12 protein-coding genes and 2 riboswitches are annotated in these 17,922 nt (G+C 65.5%); of the genes, 3 read left to right on the top strand and 9 right to left on the bottom strand.

Features of this window, described 5'->3' with window-relative positions; genetic code table 11:
• Positions 1 to 3,472: excinuclease ABC subunit UvrA (gene uvrA / locus ACYPXD_RS13260; RefSeq protein ID WP_459711839.1), on the bottom strand; the 3,472-nt coding region annotated here is incomplete at its 3' end.
• 578 nt (positions 3,473 to 4,050) lie between these two features.
• Here uvrA and ACYPXD_RS13255 point away from each other — a divergent pair.
• A complete protein-coding gene (locus ACYPXD_RS13255) occupies positions 4,051 to 4,296 on the top strand; it encodes a hypothetical protein (RefSeq protein WP_459711837.1) in 246 nt (81 codons plus the stop codon).
• A 15-nt stretch (positions 4,297 to 4,311) separates the two neighbouring features.
• On the opposite strand, the gene ACYPXD_RS13250 is transcribed toward ACYPXD_RS13255, so the two are convergent.
• From ACYPXD_RS13250 to ACYPXD_RS13215, 8 genes are all read right to left on the bottom strand, one after another.
• Positions 4,312 to 5,226, bottom strand: a complete 915-nt coding sequence (locus ACYPXD_RS13250) for an ABC transporter ATP-binding protein (RefSeq protein WP_459711835.1) — start codon at positions 5,224 to 5,226, stop codon at positions 4,312 to 4,314.
• 75 nt (positions 5,227 to 5,301) lie between these two features.
• Positions 5,302 to 6,381, bottom strand: coding sequence for an ABC transporter permease (locus ACYPXD_RS13245; protein ID WP_459711832.1), 1,080 nt, complete (start codon positions 6,379 to 6,381; stop codon positions 5,302 to 5,304).
• Positions 6,382 to 6,457: 76 nt separating this feature from the next.
• Positions 6,458 to 8,278, bottom strand: coding sequence for an allophanate hydrolase (atzF, locus tag ACYPXD_RS13240; RefSeq protein ID WP_459713279.1), 1,821 nt, complete (start codon positions 8,276 to 8,278; stop codon positions 6,458 to 6,460).
• Between the two features lie 29 nt (positions 8,279 to 8,307).
• Positions 8,308 to 11,904: an urea carboxylase gene (gene uca / locus ACYPXD_RS13235; protein WP_459713276.1), complete on the bottom strand. Its 3,597-nt coding sequence runs from the start codon at positions 11,902 to 11,904 to the stop codon at positions 8,308 to 8,310.
• Between the two features lie 8 nt (positions 11,905 to 11,912).
• Positions 11,913 to 12,569, bottom strand: coding sequence for an urea amidolyase associated protein UAAP2 (locus ACYPXD_RS13230; protein WP_459711830.1), 657 nt, complete (start codon positions 12,567 to 12,569; stop codon positions 11,913 to 11,915).
• Between the two features lie 11 nt (positions 12,570 to 12,580).
• Positions 12,581 to 13,336, bottom strand: coding sequence for an urea amidolyase associated protein UAAP1 (locus ACYPXD_RS13225; protein WP_459711828.1), 756 nt, complete (start codon positions 13,334 to 13,336; stop codon positions 12,581 to 12,583).
• 57 nt (positions 13,337 to 13,393) lie between these two features.
• Positions 13,394 to 13,526: riboswitch (guanidine-I (ykkC/yxkD leader) on the bottom strand.
• 429 nt (positions 13,527 to 13,955) lie between these two features.
• Entirely contained in the window at positions 13,956 to 15,023 is a 1,068-nt protein-coding gene (locus tag ACYPXD_RS13220) for an isopenicillin N synthase family dioxygenase (RefSeq protein WP_459711826.1), read from the bottom strand.
• Positions 14,996 to 15,871, bottom strand: coding sequence for a sugar phosphate isomerase/epimerase family protein (locus ACYPXD_RS13215; protein WP_459711823.1), 876 nt, complete (start codon positions 15,869 to 15,871; stop codon positions 14,996 to 14,998). The genes ACYPXD_RS13220 and ACYPXD_RS13215 overlap by 28 nt, the downstream gene beginning before the upstream one ends.
• A 181-nt stretch (positions 15,872 to 16,052) precedes the next feature.
• Between ACYPXD_RS13215 and ACYPXD_RS13210 the strand changes: the two genes are divergently transcribed.
• Entirely contained in the window at positions 16,053 to 16,427 is a 375-nt protein-coding gene (locus tag ACYPXD_RS13210; protein WP_459711820.1) for a MarR family transcriptional regulator, read from the top strand.
• Between the two features lie 108 nt (positions 16,428 to 16,535).
• Positions 16,536 to 16,664: riboswitch (guanidine-I (ykkC/yxkD leader) on the top strand.
• Between the two features lie 159 nt (positions 16,665 to 16,823).
• On the top strand, positions 16,824 to 17,852 hold the full coding sequence (locus tag ACYPXD_RS13205) for an ABC transporter substrate-binding protein (RefSeq protein ID WP_459711817.1): 1,029 nt from the start codon (positions 16,824 to 16,826) through the stop codon (positions 17,850 to 17,852).
• The last annotated feature ends 70 nt before the right edge of the window (positions 17,853 to 17,922 follow it).

Genomic DNA, 17,922 nt, shown 5'->3' with positions numbered 1-17,922 from the left:
GCGCGGCAATCGACTCGATGCTTTGCGAGGTGACCGGCGTGCCGTCGTGAATGCAATGCTGCAAGCCGAGCTTCACATAAAGCAGGCGCAGGAAGTGCCAGACTTCGGACGTGGTCGCGACGGTACTCTTGCGGCCGCCGCGCGACAGCCGCTGCTCGATCGCGACAGTCGGCGGAATGCCGTACACCGCGTCCACTTCGGGACGCCCCGCCGGTTGCACGATCGAACGCGCGTAAGCATTCAGCGATTCGAGATAACGGCGCTGACCTTCGTGAAACAGAATATCGAATGCGAGCGTCGACTTGCCGGAGCCCGACACGCCGGTGATCACGTTGAAACGCCCGTGCGGAATATCGACGTCGAGCGCCTTCAGGTTGTGCTCGCGCGCGTTGACGATGCGCACCACGTCCTCGCCTTCGACCGCCCGCCGCGCCCGTGCGGCGGCGAGCGTCGCCTGTAGCGGCACGCCTTCGGTTGCCGCTTCGGCCGGCTCGACGGCGCGCCCCATCGCCTCGTCGTACTGCACGAGCGCGGCGCCCGTATGCGAGCCCGCGCATTGCTTCACGTCTTCCGGCGTGCCCGCGCACAGCACGAGGCCGCCGCCGTCGCCGCCCTCGGGACCGAGATCGATGAGCCAGTCGGCCGCGCGAATCACGTCGAGGTTGTGCTCGATCACGATCAGCGAATGACCGCCCGCGAGCAGCTTGCCGAACGCCTGCATCAGCTTCGCGATATCGTCGAAATGCAGGCCCGTGGTCGGTTCGTCGAACATGAAAAGACGCTTCGCACCGGCTTCCTTCCGGTTGCGCACGCCGCCCGCCTGCGCGGTTTCGGCGAGAAAGCCCGCCAGCTTCAGGCGCTGCGCTTCGCCGCCCGACAGCGTCGGCACGGGCTGGCCGAGTTTCACATATTCGAGACCGACGTCGACGATCGGCTGCAACACGCGCAGCACTTCGGCATCTGCGGCGAAAAACGCAATCGCTTCGTTGACCGTCAGTTCGAGCACATCGGCCACGCTCAACGCGCGCGCCCCGCGCTCGATCTTCACTTCGAGAATCTCGGGCCGGTAACGCCGTCCGTCGCAATCGGGGCAACGCAGATAAACGTCGCTCAGGAACTGCATTTCGATATGCTCGAAGCCCGAGCCGCCGCAGGTCGGGCAACGGCCGTCGCCCGAGTTGAAGCTGAACACGCCCGCGCCATAGCCGCGCTGCGAGGCGAGCGGCGCCTTCGCGAACAGCTTGCGGATTTCGTCGAACGCGCCGACGTAGCTGGCCGGATTCGACCGCGTGGTCTTGCCGATCGGCGATTGATCGACGAATACCGCGTCGTTGATCTGTTCCGCGCCCGATAACGAGCGATGCGCACCCGGCGTTTCGGTCGCCTTGCCGAGCGTACGCGCCAGCGCCGGATACAGCACGTCCTGCACGAGCGTCGACTTGCCGGAGCCCGACACACCCGTCACGCAGACAAGCCGCTGCAGCGGTATTGCGACGTCGACGTCGCGCAAGTTGTGTTCACGCGCGCCTTCCAGCACGATGCGCGGCGTGCTCGCATCGACGGGCCGGCGCGACCAGTGCGCGGCGTCGGCCACATGCTTGCGGCCGCCGAGATACTCGCCGGTCAGCGTGCCGGCCGAGCGGATGGCCTGCGGCGGGCCATCGAAAATGATCGAGCCGCCGCGCTCGCCGGGCCCCGGGCCCATATCGATCAGGCGGTCCGCCGCGAGCATCACCGACGGATCGTGCTCGACGACGACAAGCGTATTGCCCGCGTCGCGCAAACGCTGCATCGCTTCGACGATGCGGTTCAGGTCGCGCGGATGCAGCCCGATGCTCGGCTCGTCGAGCACGAACAGGGTTTTGGTCAGCGATGTGCCGAGCGCGGTGGTGAGGTTGATGCGCTGCACTTCGCCGCCCGACAGCGTGCGGCTTTGCCGGTCGAGCGTCAGATAGCCGAGCCCCACGTCGCACAGATATTTGAGGCGCGTGCGCACTTCGGCGAGCAGCAGCTTCAAGGCGTCGTCGAGCAGCGCGCTCGGCAGCGTGATTTCGTCGAAGAAACGGCGAATGCGTTCGATCGGCAGCAGCATCAGGTCGTGCACCGTGAGCCCCGGCAGCGCCTCGAGCTGCGCGCGCGTCCAGTCGGCGCCGCGCGGCATGAAGCGCCGCGCTGGCTCGAGCACCGCGTCCGCATTCGGCTTCGTGCCGAGGCGCCACAGCAGCGATTCGAGCTTGAGACGGGCGCCGCCGCAGGTCTCGCACGGCGTGTAGCTGCGGTACTTCGACAGCAGCACGCGAATGTGCATCTTGTACGCCTTCGATTCGAGATACCCGAAGAAGCGTTTGACGCCGTACCACTGGCGCTGCCACTCGCCGTCCCAGTCCGGCGAGCCGTTGATGACCCAGTCGCGCTCGGCGTCGGTCAGTTCGGACCAGCGCGTGTCGCGGCGGATATTCGCCTTCGCCGCGTAGCGCATCAGATCGTCCTGGCACTCTTTCCATGCGGGCGTCTGCATCGGCTTGATCGCGCCGCCGCGCAGCGTCTTGCGTTCGTCGGGAATCACGAGGCCCAGATCGACGCCGATCACGCGGCCAAAGCCGCGGCAGGTGTTGCACGCGCCATACGCGGAGTTGAACGAGAACAGCGCGGGCTGCGGGTCCGCGTAGCGCAGGTCGCTATCGGGGTTGTGCAGGCCGGTGGAGAAGCGCCAGATTGGCGGCGCCGGCGCTTGCGCGGCATCGTCCTGCGCGTCCTTCGCTGCGCTCAGCACATAGACGTTCACGCGGCCGCCGCCACGCTTCAACGACGCCTCGATCGCCTCGACGACGCGCGCCTTGTCTGCCTGGTGCAAGCGAAACCGGTCCGCGACGACATCGAGCACCTTGCGCGGTCCGGTCGGCGACTCGACCTCGCGCTGCGCCTGCACGCGCGTATAGCCGCTCGCGGACAGCCATTGCTCGACTTCCGTCTCGCTCGCGCTTTCCGGCAGTTCGACCGGAAACGTGACGACGATACGCGGATCGTCGCCCTCGGTGCGCGCGGCGAGTTCCGCGTAGATCGTTTCCGGCGTGTCGTGCCGCACCCGCTGCGCGGTCTTGCGGTCGAACAGCTCGGCCGCGCGCGCGTACAGCAGCTTCAGGTGATCGTTCAGTTCGGTCATCGTGCCGACCGTCGAACGCGAGCTGCGCACGGGGTTCGTCTGATCGATCGCGATGGCCGGCGGCACACCGTCGACGCGGTCGACCTGCGGCCGGTCCATCCGGTCGAGGAACTGGCGCGCGTAGGCGCTAAAGGTTTCGACGTAGCGGCGCTGGCCTTCGGCGTACAGCGTGTCGAATACGAGGCTCGACTTGCCCGATCCGGACGGCCCGGTCACTACCGTCATTTCGCCGGTGCGCAGGTCGAGATCGACGTTTTTGAGGTTGTGCTGGCGTGCTCCGCGGATGCGGATCGTTCCATGAGAGGCCAATTTGCTGTCCGTGAATAGGTGATCGCGAGTCAGCGTATTGTATATATATACAGTCTTTTGTGTTCGCCGACGGGGAGCCGGGGCCTCAAAAAGGACGGGCCGTCTGACCGGCACCAAGAAAAAAACCCGGCGGGGAGCCGGGTTCTGAAGGTCGCCGCCGGCCCGTTGCAAGCCGGATAGCAGCCGGTACCGCCGCCATCTTTACCTTTCGGCAGTCGACACGGAGTCGACGATGGTCTTCGTTCACCACCCCCCGGTAGTTCACGAAAGCGGTCGCCAAGGCCGGGCATCGAGCCCGCGTCCTGGGCGGCGCGTATCAATGTAGAAGCGAACTCTTAACCGAACCTTAAAGCGCACGCCTGACTACCGGGAACGCAACAGGGATTTTTGAGGCGGGATAATGGGGATTTATCAGGCTGGGGATTTATCAGGCGTCGGTCGCCTGGCGAGCATTTCGTCGGCGCTTTGCGAAAGCAGCGGCGGCCGCGTACGGACTGGGCACGTCATGGCGCGCGCCTGCCTATCATGGTGAAAGGAACTCCGCCGCACGGCCGGCAGAAAGGGACCGGAGGACATCCATGCAGAACCCTGCCCTGTTTCACGTGCTGCTCGACCATCTCGAGGCGATCGGTGCGCCGCCGCCCGACATCGAGCGCTACGTCGACCGCTGGCATCGGCTGAGGTCGCACGAAGCGTTTCCGTGTCCGGTCTGCTTCCTCGCCGGCGAAGAGCAGCCGCTCGTATTGCACACGGCACAGGGCGAAATCATGCCGGTCGAATGTCCGGGCTGCCGGACGCGCTTCGAAGTGCCGATCGAAGACTAAAAAAGCGCGCGCCTGTTATTCGACGTTGTCCGATATGTCGGTCATCCGGATCATATGCGGCTTCACGCCGTCGTCTTCCGCGTCGCTCGCGGCTGTGGGCGGATGAATCAGCGCTTCGAGCCGCGCCTTCGTCGCGATGAATTCGGCGGATGTGAACTGCGCATAGTCGCGCGGCCGCGGCACCGGCACTTCGATCAGTTCCTGCACTTCGCCGGGGTTCGCCTTCAGCACGAGAATCCGGTCCGCGAGAAAGATCGCTTCGTCGAGATCGTGCGTGATGAAAAGCACGGTGACGTCGATATTGCGCCAGATGTCGAGCAGATGCGTTTGCATCTTCGCGCGCGTTTGCGCATCGAGCGCGCCGAACGGCTCGTCCATCAGCAGAATGCGCGGCCGGTTCGCGAGCGCGCGTGCGATCGCAACGCGCTGCTTCATGCCGCCCGACAACTGATGCGGATAGACGTCGGCGAATTTCGTGAGGCCCACGAGCTCGAGCCATTGCAGCGCCTCGCGCTCGGCCTGCGTGCGGCCAAGACCGTTCATTTTCAGGCCGAACATCACATTCTTTTTGACCGTGAGCCACGGAAACAGCGTGTAGCCCTGAAACACCATGCCGCGGTCGGCCCCGGGCCCGTCGACGGGCTTGCCGTCGATCAGCACGTCGCCGCTCGATTGACGCTCGAGGCCCGCAAGAATGCGGATCAAGGTCGACTTGCCGCAGCCCGACGGCCCGATCACGCAGACGAACTCGCGCCGGTGGGTCTGGAAGTTGATGTTATCGAGCGCGACATGCTCGCCGGTCGGCGTCGCGAAACGCTTGCCGAGACTGCGCACGTCGAGAATCACTTCGCGCGTCTTGATGCGCTCGAAACGCGCGCGCACAGCGTCGGACTGCAGCAGATAGGACGGAACCGGTTGCGGATTCAACATGATGGATTCCTGTGGCCATGCATTGAAACGGACCTTGAAGCGGGGCCCCGGCGAGACGGATCGCGGCTCGCGCGTCTACGCTTTGAGCGTGCGGTCCCACGGAAAGAGCTTGCGGCCGAACGACGCGAGCACGAGGTCCGTGCCGAGCCCGATGATGCCGATCATCATGATCGCCGCGTACACGTTGTCGAAGTGTTCGTAGCGCGCCTGCTGCGTGATGTACCACGTGATGCCCGAACTCGTGCCGACGAGTTCCGCGACGATCAGATAGGTCCACGCCCAGCCGAGCAGAATGCGCTGATCGCGATAGAGGTCCGGCAGGATGCCCGGAATCACCACATGTGTGAGCAGCTTCAGCTTCTTCGTGCCGAGCGTCATCGCGGCTTCGAAGAGCGCGTAATCGAGCTTGCGCGTCGTGTTCGCGACGATCAGCACCTGCTGGAAGAACGTGCCGATCACGATGATCGCGATTTTCGGCCCGTCATAGATGCCGAGCACCGCGACCATCAGCGCGCCGAACGCGGGCGCCGGCAGATAGCGGAAGAACTCGATAAACGGTTCCTGCAGCCGCGCGAGCGCGCTATACGTGCCGCACACGATGCCAAGCGGCACGCCGATTGCCGACGAGATCACGAAGCCCCAGAAGATCACCTGGATGCTGTGCCACAGGCTTTCATGCAGCCACGGGCCGTCGCGCGATGCGGGCGGCGTCGTAAAGGCCGTGTAGAACGCGCGCAGCACTTCATGCGGCGCCGGCAGATAGACGGGATTGACCGCGATGCCGGTCGGCAGCGCCGCATGTTTCGCGCGCGCGGTTTGCAGTTCGTCGTTGAACGTCGGCTTGTCGACGCGCATGCCCGGCTGAAAATAGTCGACGCTGCCGGGATTCTCGATCAGCATCTGCGGATGCCAGACAAACGGCACATAGCTGACGATGCACCAGACCAGCATCGGCAGCACGAACGAGCCGATGCCGAGTGTCCAGCGGCTTTTCGTCGACAGTTCGCGGCGCACCGCGAACCAGTCGGTGCGGGTGCGGGTTGTGGCAACCGGGCGGGCACCGATGTTTGCAGCTGAAGTCGCGACTGCGGCTGCAACCGTGTTTGCATCTGCGCCCGCATCGCGGCGTGCGGCGGCGTGTGCATCGGCTGTCATCCGATTCTCCTTGCGGGGCTCGACGGGTAGATCCGGTTCGAGCGAGGAAGCACCGCGCGCGAGGCGCGGAACGTGTTCATCGCGCGGCGAGGCTCGCGCGGTAGGCGCGCCAGCCGCCGAACGACGTGATGTCGTCTGCGCCTTCGAGTGCGCTCGTCTCGCACAGAAAGCCCTGCACCGCGCTGCCGTCGGCGAGCGTGAGCGTGCCGATGCCAAGCGGCGCCGGCACGAGCGCGACGAATCCGCCGTACGCGGCAAGCGGCATTTCCCACACTTCGACGGCGATCGGCGCGCCGTCATCGCGTACGCGAACCAGCCCCGGCTTCGCGACGCCGCCGCTTGCCGCGGCGGGCAGCGCGTAGAGCCGGTAGCTGGGCGCGGTGGCCGTGGCTTCGATGAGGCGCGCGCCGCGTTCGGTCAGTTGCGCATTGAGCGGCTCGCCGCGCAAATGCGCGCCGACGACGGCAACGCGGATCGAGTCGGGAGTCGACACCGTGGACACCGAAGTCGAAGCCCGAGCAGAGGCCGGCATGGGCGTTGCAACGGCTTCGCCAAGCCACGCATACGCGAGCCGCAGCAACTCGGCGTCTTCATGCGCACGGCCGACGAACGTCACGCCGAACGGCAGCCCGCGATGCCCGCCCGTCGTGCAAACGCCGGCCGGCACCGCCAGCGCGGACAGGTCGAGCAGATTCACGAAGTTCGTGTAATAGCCGAAGCGCGAATTGACGCGAATCGGGTCGGCTTCGAGTTCGTCGACGGTTGCCGTGGTGGCGGACGTCGGCATAAAGATCGCGTCGATCTGCTGCCACACCGGGTCGGCTCGCATGCGCAGTTCGGCGAGCCGGTCCTGCGCGGCGAACAGATCCGCGGCGCTCCACTTCGCCGCACCGCCGATGATCGTGCGAATCACCGGATGCAGCGCGTCCGCATGCTGCTCGAAGAACGGCCTGATTGCCGCCAGCCGCTCGGCGACGAACGGTCCTTCGTACAGCAGACGCGCGGCGTCGAGAAACGGCTCGAAGTCGATCTCGATCACCTGCGCACCGGCATCGCGCAAGCGCGATAACGCCGCTTCGAATGCATGCGCATACGACGTGTCGCCGAAGAATTCGAGTTGTGCCGCGCGCGGCACACCGAAACGCACACCGCGCAGCGTCGGCGTACGGTCGTGTCGCGCGACCGGCGGCGGCGCCCACGCACGCGCATATGGATCGCCGTCCGCGATGCCGCGCGCGACATCGAACACCTGCTGCGCATCATGCGCGGTCTGCGTGAAAATCGACACGCAATCGAGCGACTGGCAGGCGGGCACCACACCGAGCGTGCTCAGCACGCCTTTCGTCGGCTTCAAACCAATGAGCCCATGAAACGCGGCCGGCACGCGGCCCGATCCCGCGGTATCGGTGCCGAGCGAGAACGCCGCGAGTCCCAGCGACACCGCCACCGCGGAGCCGGAACTCGAGCCGCCCGACGCATAGCGCGCATCGAGCGCGTTGCGGCACGCGCCGTGCGGCGAGCGCTGCCCGGACAAACCCGTGGCGAACTGATCGAGATTGGTCTTGCCGACCGGAATCGCGCCTGCCGCAATCAGCCGTTCGACCACCGCCGCACTTTTTTGCGGCGTGTACGCGTACGCCGGGCAACCGGCGGTGGTCGGCACGCCGGCCAGATCGATGTTGTCCTTGATCGCGAACGGAATGCCGTAAAGCGGCAGCGAAGCCGGATCCCGATCGGCCAACGCATGGACATAGCGCATCATCTCGTCGCGCGTAAGCGGCCGGATCCAGACGCGATGCGGATCGTCGCCGGCCGTGCGCGCGGCGATCATCTCGACCACTTGCGCCGGCGTCAGCGTCCCTGCGCGATAGCGCGCCTGCAGCGACGCGACCGTCATGGGCCCTTGCGGTACAGCGGGTTGGGCGGTTACTTGCACACGACCTCCTCGATAGCATCGGCCGCAACGGCAGGCTTGACCGTCATCAACCGCTGTCCGGCGACGACCGCCGCGCCTTCCGCGCAATCGATCGTTTCGATTACGCCGTCGTCGGCGGCTTCGACCGATACTTCCATTTTCATCGACTCGACGATCGCCACGACCTGCCCCGCCGTGACGCGTTCGCCCCTCTTCACCAGCAGCTTCCAGACGCTGCCCGACACATCGGCGACGATGCCGCGCATGCCGTGCGCGAGTGCATCGGCGGCACTCGCCGCTCCGCTTGCGCCGTTGCCGCCGGGTTCGCCGACATATTCGGCCGTGCCGGCCGCGCGCCAACGCTCGCGCTCGGCTTCGAACGCGGCCTGCTGCGATGTCTTGAACGCGGCGATCGATTCGGCCTCGTCGCGCAGAAAGCGGTTATAGGCGCCGAGATCGAACGTCGAATCCTCGATCTTCAGGCTCGCGCGCCCGGCCACGAAATCGGCGCGCAGTTCGGTCAGTTCCGCTTCGCTGACTTCGTAGAAACGGATCTCGTCGAAAAAGCGCAGCAGCCACGGCTTGCCCGCGGCGAACTCGCGCGTGGTCCGATAGCGGTTCCACATCTGCACGGTGCGGCCGACGAACTGATAGCCGCCCGGCCCTTCCATACCGTACACGCATAGATACGCACCGCCGATGCCGACCGCGTTCTCGGGCGTCCAGGTGCGCGCCGGATTGTACTTCGTCGTGACGAGCCGATGACGCGGATCGAGCGGCGTCGCAACCGGCGCGCCGAGATAGACGTCGCCGAGCCCCATCACGAGATAGCGCGCGTCGAACACGATGCGCTTCACGTCGTCGATACTCGGGAGCCCGTTGATGCGGCGAATGAACTCGATATTGCTCGGGCACCACGGCGCGTCGGGCCGCACCGACTGCATGTAGCGTTCGATCGCGATACGCGTCGAGGGGTCGTCCCACGACAGCGGCAAATGGACGATGCGGTTGGGCACGCGCATGCCGTCGATGGCGGGCAACTCCGTTTCCGCACGCCGCAAATGCTCGAGCAGCCGGTCGCGCGGCAGCACGCGCGGATCGAAATGCACCTGCAGCGAGCGGATGCCGGGCGTCAGGTCGACGATGCCGGGCAAGCGGTGTTCGTCGAGCCAATGCATCAACGCATGCACGCGAAAGCGCAGATTGAGGTCGAGCACGAGCGGGCCGTATTCGATCAGCACGTTGCGATCGCCCGACTGGCGGTAGACGACGCCGATGCCATCGCCCGCCGCCGGGTCGCGGTAGAGCACGCTGGCGTTTTCGTGAACCGCAGCCGGCTGCACGGGCGCGGACGCAGCCGCAGACGCGGGCGCAAAGCGCACCGTATCGCCGGGCCGCAGTTGTCCGAGCTTCCACAATTCGTCGGCGACCACCGTCACCGGGCACACGAAGCCGCCGAGGCTCGGGCCGTCCGGTCCGAGAATCACCGGCATATCGCCGGTGAAATCGACCGCGCCGATCGCGTACGCGTTGTCGTGAATGTTCGACGGATGCAGGCCCGCTTCGCCGCCGTCGCGGCGTGCCCATTGCGGCGCGGGACCGATCAGTCGCACACCCGTGCGGCTCGAGTTGTAGTGCACGGTCCAGTTCGTGCCGTACAGCATCGCGATGTCGTCGGCCGTGAAAAAATCGGGCGCGCCATGCGGGCCGTTCAGCACGCTCAGCGTCCATGCGTGGGTCAGCGTGGGCATCCGCGCGGTATCGAGCACGGCGCCCGGCGCGCCCTCGCCGGCATGACTGGCCAGATGCAGCACGTCGCCCTTGCGCAGCGCGCGGCCCGCATGGCCGCCGAACTGGCCTAGCGTAAAGGTCGCCTTGCTGCCGAGATAATCGGGTACCTGCAGGCCGCCTTTGATCGCCAGACACGCGCGCACGCCGGCGCCGGTCACGCCGCCGAGCTTGAGGACCGCGCCGGGCGCCGCGCGCTGCACGCGCCAGAACGGCACAGGCGCGCCATCGAGCGTCGCGGCAAGCGCCGCGCCGCCGAGCACGAACAGCGCCGCCGTGTTGAAACGCAGCGTCGCGCCGACCATCGTGAATTCGAGGCCCGCCGCGTCGGGCGCATTGCCGAGCAATGCGTTGGCGAGCGAAAAGGACCGGTCGTCCATCGGCCCCGACGGCGGCACGCCGATATCCCAGTAGCCGAGCCGCCCCGGCAATTGCTGGACCGTCGTCTGCACGCCGCCGTCGAGCACGTCGATCGTATGCGGCGCGAACATGAAGCGCGACAGGAACGCCGTGGTCTGCGCGCCGCGCGCGAACGTATCGGAACCGACCACGGCGCGCAGATAATCGAGATTCGTCTCGATGCCGTAGAGCTGCGTGCGTTCCAGCGCATCGCCAAGCGCGGCGAGCGCGGCCTCGCGCGTCGCGCCCTTGACGATCAGCTTGGCGAGCAGCGGGTCGTAGAACGCGCTGACTTCAGTGCCCGCATCGACCCATGTGTCGACGCGCGCGTCTTTCGCAAACTCGACATGCGTCAGCGTCCCCGCGCTCGGCTGGAACTGCTTGTGCGGATCTTCCGCGTAGAGGCGCACCTGAATGCTCGCGCCGCTTGCAGCAGGCGCAATCGACGCGAGCGAAGGCAACGCACCCTCCGCCTGACGGACCATCCACTCGACGAGATCGACGCCGGTCACTTCCTCGGTCACGCAATGCTCGACCTGCAGCCGCGTATTCACTTCGAGAAAGTAGAAGCGGCGCGCGTTCGCATCGAACACGAATTCGACCGTACCGGCCGATTCGTAGCTCACCGCTTGCGCGAGCCGCACCGCGCTCGCATGCAAGGTGGCGCGCTCGTCGGCACTGAGTCCCGGCGCGGGCGTTTCCTCGATCACCTTCTGATTGCGCCGCTGCACCGAACAGTCGCGCTCGCCCAATGCGATCACATTGCCAAGACCGTCGCCGAAAATCTGCACTTCGATATGGCGCGCATGTTCGACGAACTTCTCCACATACACGCCCGCGTTCGCGAAGTTCGCCGCGCCGAGCCGCACCACCGATGCGAACGCCGCCTCGAGCTCCTGCGCGCTGCGGCACAGCGACATGCCGATGCCGCCGCCACCCGCGGTGCTCTTCAACATCACCGGGTAGCCGATCGAAGCGGCTTCGGTGAGCGCCGCGCCGGCATCGGGCAGCAAGCCCGTGCCCGGCAGCAGCGCGACATGGTTCGCTTGCGCAAGCTCGCGCGCCGTGTGCTTGAGGCCGAACGCGCGCATCTGTGCGGCGCGCGGACCGATAAAGCGAATGCCGGCGTCCTCGCATGCCTGCGCGAAGTCGGCGTTTTCGGAGAGAAACCCGTAACCGGGATGCACCGCTTGCGCGCCCGTTGCGCGCGCCGCCTCGAGGATCGCGTCGACGTTCAGATAGCTGGCTGCCGCCGCGGCCGGGCCGATGCACACGGCTTCGTCGGCCAGCATCACATGCATCGCATGCCGGTCGGCTTCCGAGTAGACAGCCACCGACGCGATATTCAAACGCCTGAGCGTGCGCATCACGCGGCATGCGATCTCGCCGCGATTCGCGACGAGCACCTTCGAGAAGCGCAACGGCTCGCTCATTGCGCCTCCCAGATCGAGAGCCGAACGGGCGTCGGGTTATAGCCGTTGCACGGGTTGTTCAGTTGCGGACAGTTCGAGATCAGCACCGTCACGTCCATCTCCGCGCGCATCTCGACATATTTGCCCGGCGCCGAAATGCCGTCTTCGAAGGTCAGCTTGCCGAGCGGCGTGACCGGCACGTTCATGAAGAAGTTGATGTTGCCGACGATGTCGCGCTTCGTCAGTTGCGTGCCGACGCCGCACGTGCAATGCGTGATCGCATGCAGGAAGCTGTCGCGGCAGTTATGCATATGACGCTTGTCGAGCGCATAACGCACGGTGTTGCTTTCGGCCGCGCAGGCGCCGCCGAGCGTGTCGTGCCGGCCGCAGGTGTCGGCGACGATGGTCAGCATCGGATTGCCGAGGTTCGACATCAGCACGCTGCCCGCGCCCAGATAGAGGTTCAGCTGCTTGCGGATCGTGTCTTGCGCGCTATAGCGTTCGAGCGGATCGGCGCTGTTGTAGAACAGCGTATCGACGGCCTGATTGCCTTCGAGATCGAGAATCCGGAAGATCTGTCCGCGCTTCACTTCGTGCAGCCACGGCTCGCCGGCCGGCAGCGTGAAATCGTAGAGCGCGTCGCGTGTATCGAGGGTGCTTTCGACGATGGTCATGGCGGCGCTCCTTATACGAAAAGTCGTTCGGTGTTGGTAAAGCCCCGTTCGTTTTCCGCGCATTGCGCGCGGCACGGGTCATCGGACGGCACGACGGCATCGCCCGGATAGGCGCGATAGGCGATCAGCTTCACCGCTTTCGGCTGGTATCCGGCCGCCGGATCGAGCGGATGCGGCGCGCTCGAAAACGCGGCGAGCGTGTTCATCTCGAAGCGCAGATCGACCGCCTCGCCGGCGCGCGAGTGGTTCGCGACGAAGCTCAGCGCACCGTCGTCGCCGGTCGCCAGCTTGCTGAAGAAATTGACGTTCGAGACGAGGTCGCGCGTGCCGAGCCCATGCTTCGCGAGTTCGAGCAGCAGGCTGTCGCGGCCGTTGCGGATCATCGCGTTGCGATGCTCCTGATAGCGCGCGATACCGTATTTCCGCGCGAACAGCTGTGCGTCGCCGACGCCGCCGAGCGGGTCGTGCCAGCCGAGCGTATCGGCGGTGATCGACGCGAGCACGCGGCCCATATCCGAATACAGCACGTGGCCGCGCGTCAGGTGCGCCGTGTGTTGCGCCTTCAGCGTATCGGCCATGTTGTAGCGCTCGAGCGGGTCTTCCTGGCGATAGAACACGGCCGCGAGATTCGCGCCGCCTTCGGTATCGACGATGCGCAGCGCGATGCCGCGGCGCAGGACGCCGGACCAGTGCGTGCCGGCGGGAATCACGGTTTCCCACAGCGGATGGGGGACCGGTGCGAGATCGACGGGAGGATGCGACGGCATGGAGGCTCCTTGGAATCGAAAGGGATAGGCGTGAGAGGGGCGACAAACGACATCGCGACCTCCCGGGCTTTTATCCCTCCGTGGAGCCTCGCCGGCGCCTTCGTACAAGGTGGGCGGCAAGACCGGATTGCTCTCGGACCAGGCATCGCGCAGCGCTTGCCGCACGACCGGAACCCTAGCGATCCTGAAGATGATGCAAATTGCTTCGCACCTCTCGCCATGCGTTTAAGCGAGTACCGTGCCAACGGCTCGTCGGGTGTTGAGAAATGCGCCTTCGCGCTACCGCGGCGGTAGCCGGGCGAAGTGCGCGCAGGCGGCCCGCGTGTGCGCGACGGCGCGACCCTCGCCCTACCGCGGCGCATTGCGCACCAATCGAATGCGCGCGAGCGCTATCTTCGGGCGAGCGTCATCCGCGCGTTACCGGTCAACACGGGTTTCAGCGCGCTTAGGGAAAATGGCATGACCGTTGCTGTAACGAACACACCCACGCTCATTGCCAGCCGCCCGCCATGCCTCTTCTGATTTCCGTTCGCCGCGCGCTCTACACGCTCTTTTCAATACGCTTCATCGAAATGCAAAAGAAACGCGTGACGCTCCGATAGGCGCCCCTGCTGCGTCGTTACTGCACGGCGTTACGCGCTTCCTGCCCGAAGCTCGACAATTGCATCGACCCGTCGGGCAATGCCAGTTCGCCGCGTTCGAGGCGCTGCTTCAAATAGATGAAGCTCTGCGCGGTCTGCGCAAAGAGATGTTCGCCTGCCGCCAGAGGCGGATACTTCGCGCACGCTTCGGGTGTCGCGAACTGCGGCAACGGCGCCACCACGGTACGGTAGTCGCACGCGAAAAACAGCGGAAACGAGTACCGCTCCTGCGTCACCTTGCGCACACGGTGCGATGTCGCGACATAGGTACCGCCCGTCCATACCTCGAGCATGTCGCCGATGTTGACGATAAACGCGCCTTCGATCGGCGGCGCGTCGATCCACCGACCGTCGCCATTCATGACTTCAAGGCCGGGCGCGGTCGGCAGCAGGATCGTGAAGCATTCGTAGTCGGTGTGCGCGCCGATGCCGGGCACATCCTCGGCCGACGCATCGAACGGGTAATGGATAAGCCGCAACTGGCTTGGCGGCTTATGCAGGTAGGCGTCGAAGTGAGTCTCCGGCAAGCCGAGCGCGAGCGCGAAGCCGCGAAAGAGGCGCCGTCCCAGATCGAAAGCCGCGTCGTAGTAGCCGCTGACCGCTTCGCGAAAACCCGCTTGATCCGGCCACACGTTCGGCCCGAGCATCGGCGTTCCCGCCTTGACGTCGGGATCGTCGAGCGGCAGATCGCGACCGGTGTCGAACGCTTCTTTCCTGTCGCGCTTCCCTCCGGCGAAGACCTCCTCGCCTTCCGGCACGTAACCGCGGTGTGCGGTCGAGTGGCCGATGTAGTAGCGCATCTTCCACGCTTGCGGCGCCGCGAAGAAGCGCCGCGCATGGCCGACCAGCGCGCTCTGCAGCGTACGGTCGACCCGATGGTTCGTGACGTAGAAGAAGCCGGCGTCGCGGGCCGCGCGATCGAGCGAGCGGGCCGTGGCCAGCCGCTCGCGCGCGTCCTCGCTATACAGACCGCCAACGTCGACAATCGGCAAGGCACCGAAACCCGTATGCGTGCGGATCATCGGACGCACCCCGTCGTCAGGCATGCGTCGCGTTGCGCGAGAAATCCCGCGAAATGGCTTCTTTCCTCACGGCCCATCCATGTGTTGATTTCCCAGAGATCGGCTACCGGCGCATCGGTGAACGGCAAGGTATGCAGATAGCCGTCGGGGCCGAACTCGGGCGTCATGGTCGTGACCGTGTAGCCGTTGGCCAGTTGTGCGTTCCACAGCAGTTCCCAGATGCGCCGGTGCGACGCAAGGCAGCCTGCGTACTCCGGCGCGGCAGGATGCGGCACCTGCGGACCTTGCGGATAACCGACGCGTCCGTGCACGTGATGCGCATGCGGCGCGAGTTCAGCCAGCGTGTCCCACTCGCTATCGAGCAGCCGCTCGCAGACGACCGTCCAGTGGCTGAAGTCGCAGGTCAGCTTCAGTTGCGGCACCGCGCGCACGACATCGCGGGTGATCCATGGATTGAAGAACGAGCGGCCGCGGTGGGTTTCGAAGCTGCAGATCACGCCATGCTTTGCTTCGAGTTCGACCGCGCGTGCGAAGAAATCGATCTGAACCGGCGCGGACCACGCATCGCAGCCGGCGATCACGTTGCAAAAGCGCGGCCGCAAAGGCTTTACCCAGATGAGTTTCGCCTCGAGATCGCGCAGATGGTCGTCCGGTGTCGCGCTGCGCTCGGGTACGTAGCTGCCCGCAGTCGTAATCTCTGCGATAAAGTCGAGCCCTTCGTCGGTTATCGCGCGGGCGAAGTGGTTACGCTCCGCTTCGCCGGACGGCACCTGTGCCTCGATGCCGTCGAATTCCGCCGCTCTGACCAACGCCCCCGCCTCGCGCGGGCCGCCGGCAAATCCCCAGAACGTCTTGAATAGCGCGAGACGCATCACCGTCCTATTTAGATGCAAAATTGCATGCAATACTACATGTTAAACACGATGCGTCAAAAAACATTTCCCGCGTCAGCGCAGGTAATCGCGCGGGCAACTGCGCGGGCAACTGCGGCACGCCCGTTTTGCGGGCCTGCTCGCACGCAAACCGTGCATGCCTCCTTGTGCTGGTGAATCGATGAAGAAAAAAATCGCCCGGACCAAAGCGCAGGCCGTCGCCCGCGCCATCCTCGACATGGACTTCGAATGGTCCGCGCAATTCGGCGAGCTGGGCCTCGCCGACCTGAACTACAGCGATCTGTTCTGCCAGATGTGGGCGGCCCCCCAGGCGCAGTTCGCGAAAACGGCGCTCTACGATTTCATGCCCGGCGTAAGCCGCCGGACAGCGGTCCGTTATGTGCAACAACTGATCGATGCGGGCTGGCTGACCGAAACGAGCGCGGCGCATGACCGTCGCATCAGGCATGTGCGGTTAGCCGCGACAATCGAAGACCGGCTCGAACAGTTCCTTGCATTTGTCCATCATCGCTTCTCCGCGCTCGATCGCGCGTAAGCGGCGCTTCCCAGCCGCCTTTCAACGTCGCCGCGCGCGCGCACAGGCCGATATCGCCTGGCATGCTTCTGGCTTCGCGCAACACCCGAGAGGTGCGGCACCGTCGCATCTTAGGGATGCTAGGGTTCCGGTTCACACGAACGTCTGGTCCGAGAGCAGCCCGGTGCGTCTGTGAAGCGAACCCGCAGTCGATGCTTCGCAGGCCGCACTACACGGCGGGACAAAAGCCCGGGAGATCCGCGATGACGTCGATAACGGCCGTCGTCGTGCCTCTCCGTGGCCGGTCCCATGCAACCCAGGAAACCGGTCATGACGCCGGCGCGCGCACCGCAGTCTGTGTGCGCCGCTTGCGCGATTCATTTCGACAACACTTCACCCGGTCTCCTGGAGCACACAATGAAAGCATTCGAATACGCACGCGCTCAACTTCTTGCGTCCCGTACGCTGCGGCGCGGCCTTGCAGGCGCGGCGGCGGCCTTCGCAGTCGGCCTGACGTCGGCGTCGGCGCAGGCGGCCGCGCCGCTGAAAATCGGTTACAGCGACTGGCCGGGCTGGGTGCTGTTCCAGGTCGCGATCGAGAAGGGCTGGTTCAAGCAGGAAAACGTCGACGTCGATTTCGAGTGGTTCGATTACTCGGCCTCGCTCGATGCATTCTCGGCGGGCAAGCTCGACGGCGTGGGCGCGACGAACGGCGACGCGCTGGTGACCGGCGCGGCCGGTGCGAAGAACGTGATGATCCTGCTGACCGACTATTCGAGCGGCAACGACATGATCGTCGCGAAGCCGTCGGCGAAAACGGTCGAGGCGTTGAAAGGCAAGAAGGTCGGCGTCGAAGTCGGGCTCGTCGATCACCTGCTGCTCGATACGGCGCTCGCGAAACACGGCATGAAAGAATCGGACGTGACGCTCGTCAACGCGAAGACCAACGAGTTGCCGCAAGTGCTGGCGTCCTCGCAGGACATCGCGGCTGTCGGCGCATGGCAGCCGAATGCCGGCGAAGCGTTGAAACGCGTGCCGGGCTCGCGCCCGATCTTCACGTCGGCGGACGCGCCGGGGCTCATCTATGACGCGATCACCGTCAACCCGGCGAGCCTCGCGTCGCGCAAGGCTGACTGGGCCAAAGTGATCAAGGTCTGGTACCGGTGCGTCGCCTATGTGAACGATCCGAAGACGCAGGCCGATGCGGTGAAGATCATGTCCGCGCGCGTGGGCCTCACACCCGCGCAGTATGTGCCCTTGCTGAAAGGCACGCACCTGCTCGATGCGGCGGCGGCGAAGAAGGCCTTTGCCAAGGGCGACGGACTCGATTCCATCTACGGATCGAGCGTGAATGCCGACAAGTTCAACGTACGCAATGCGGTGTACAAGCAGCCGCAGGATGTGAGCACGTATATCGATCCGTCGCTGACGAACGCGGCGCAATGACGAAGCATGCGGGCTGACGCGCCGATGCGCGGCTGAAGCGGGAAAGAAGGGTCGGCGAGCGATCGCCGCC

Source organism: Paraburkholderia sp. 2C, from assembly GCF_054589215.1.
Note: the sequence above shows the minus strand (reverse complement) of the source record. Positions and strands in the feature narration are given on the sequence as shown.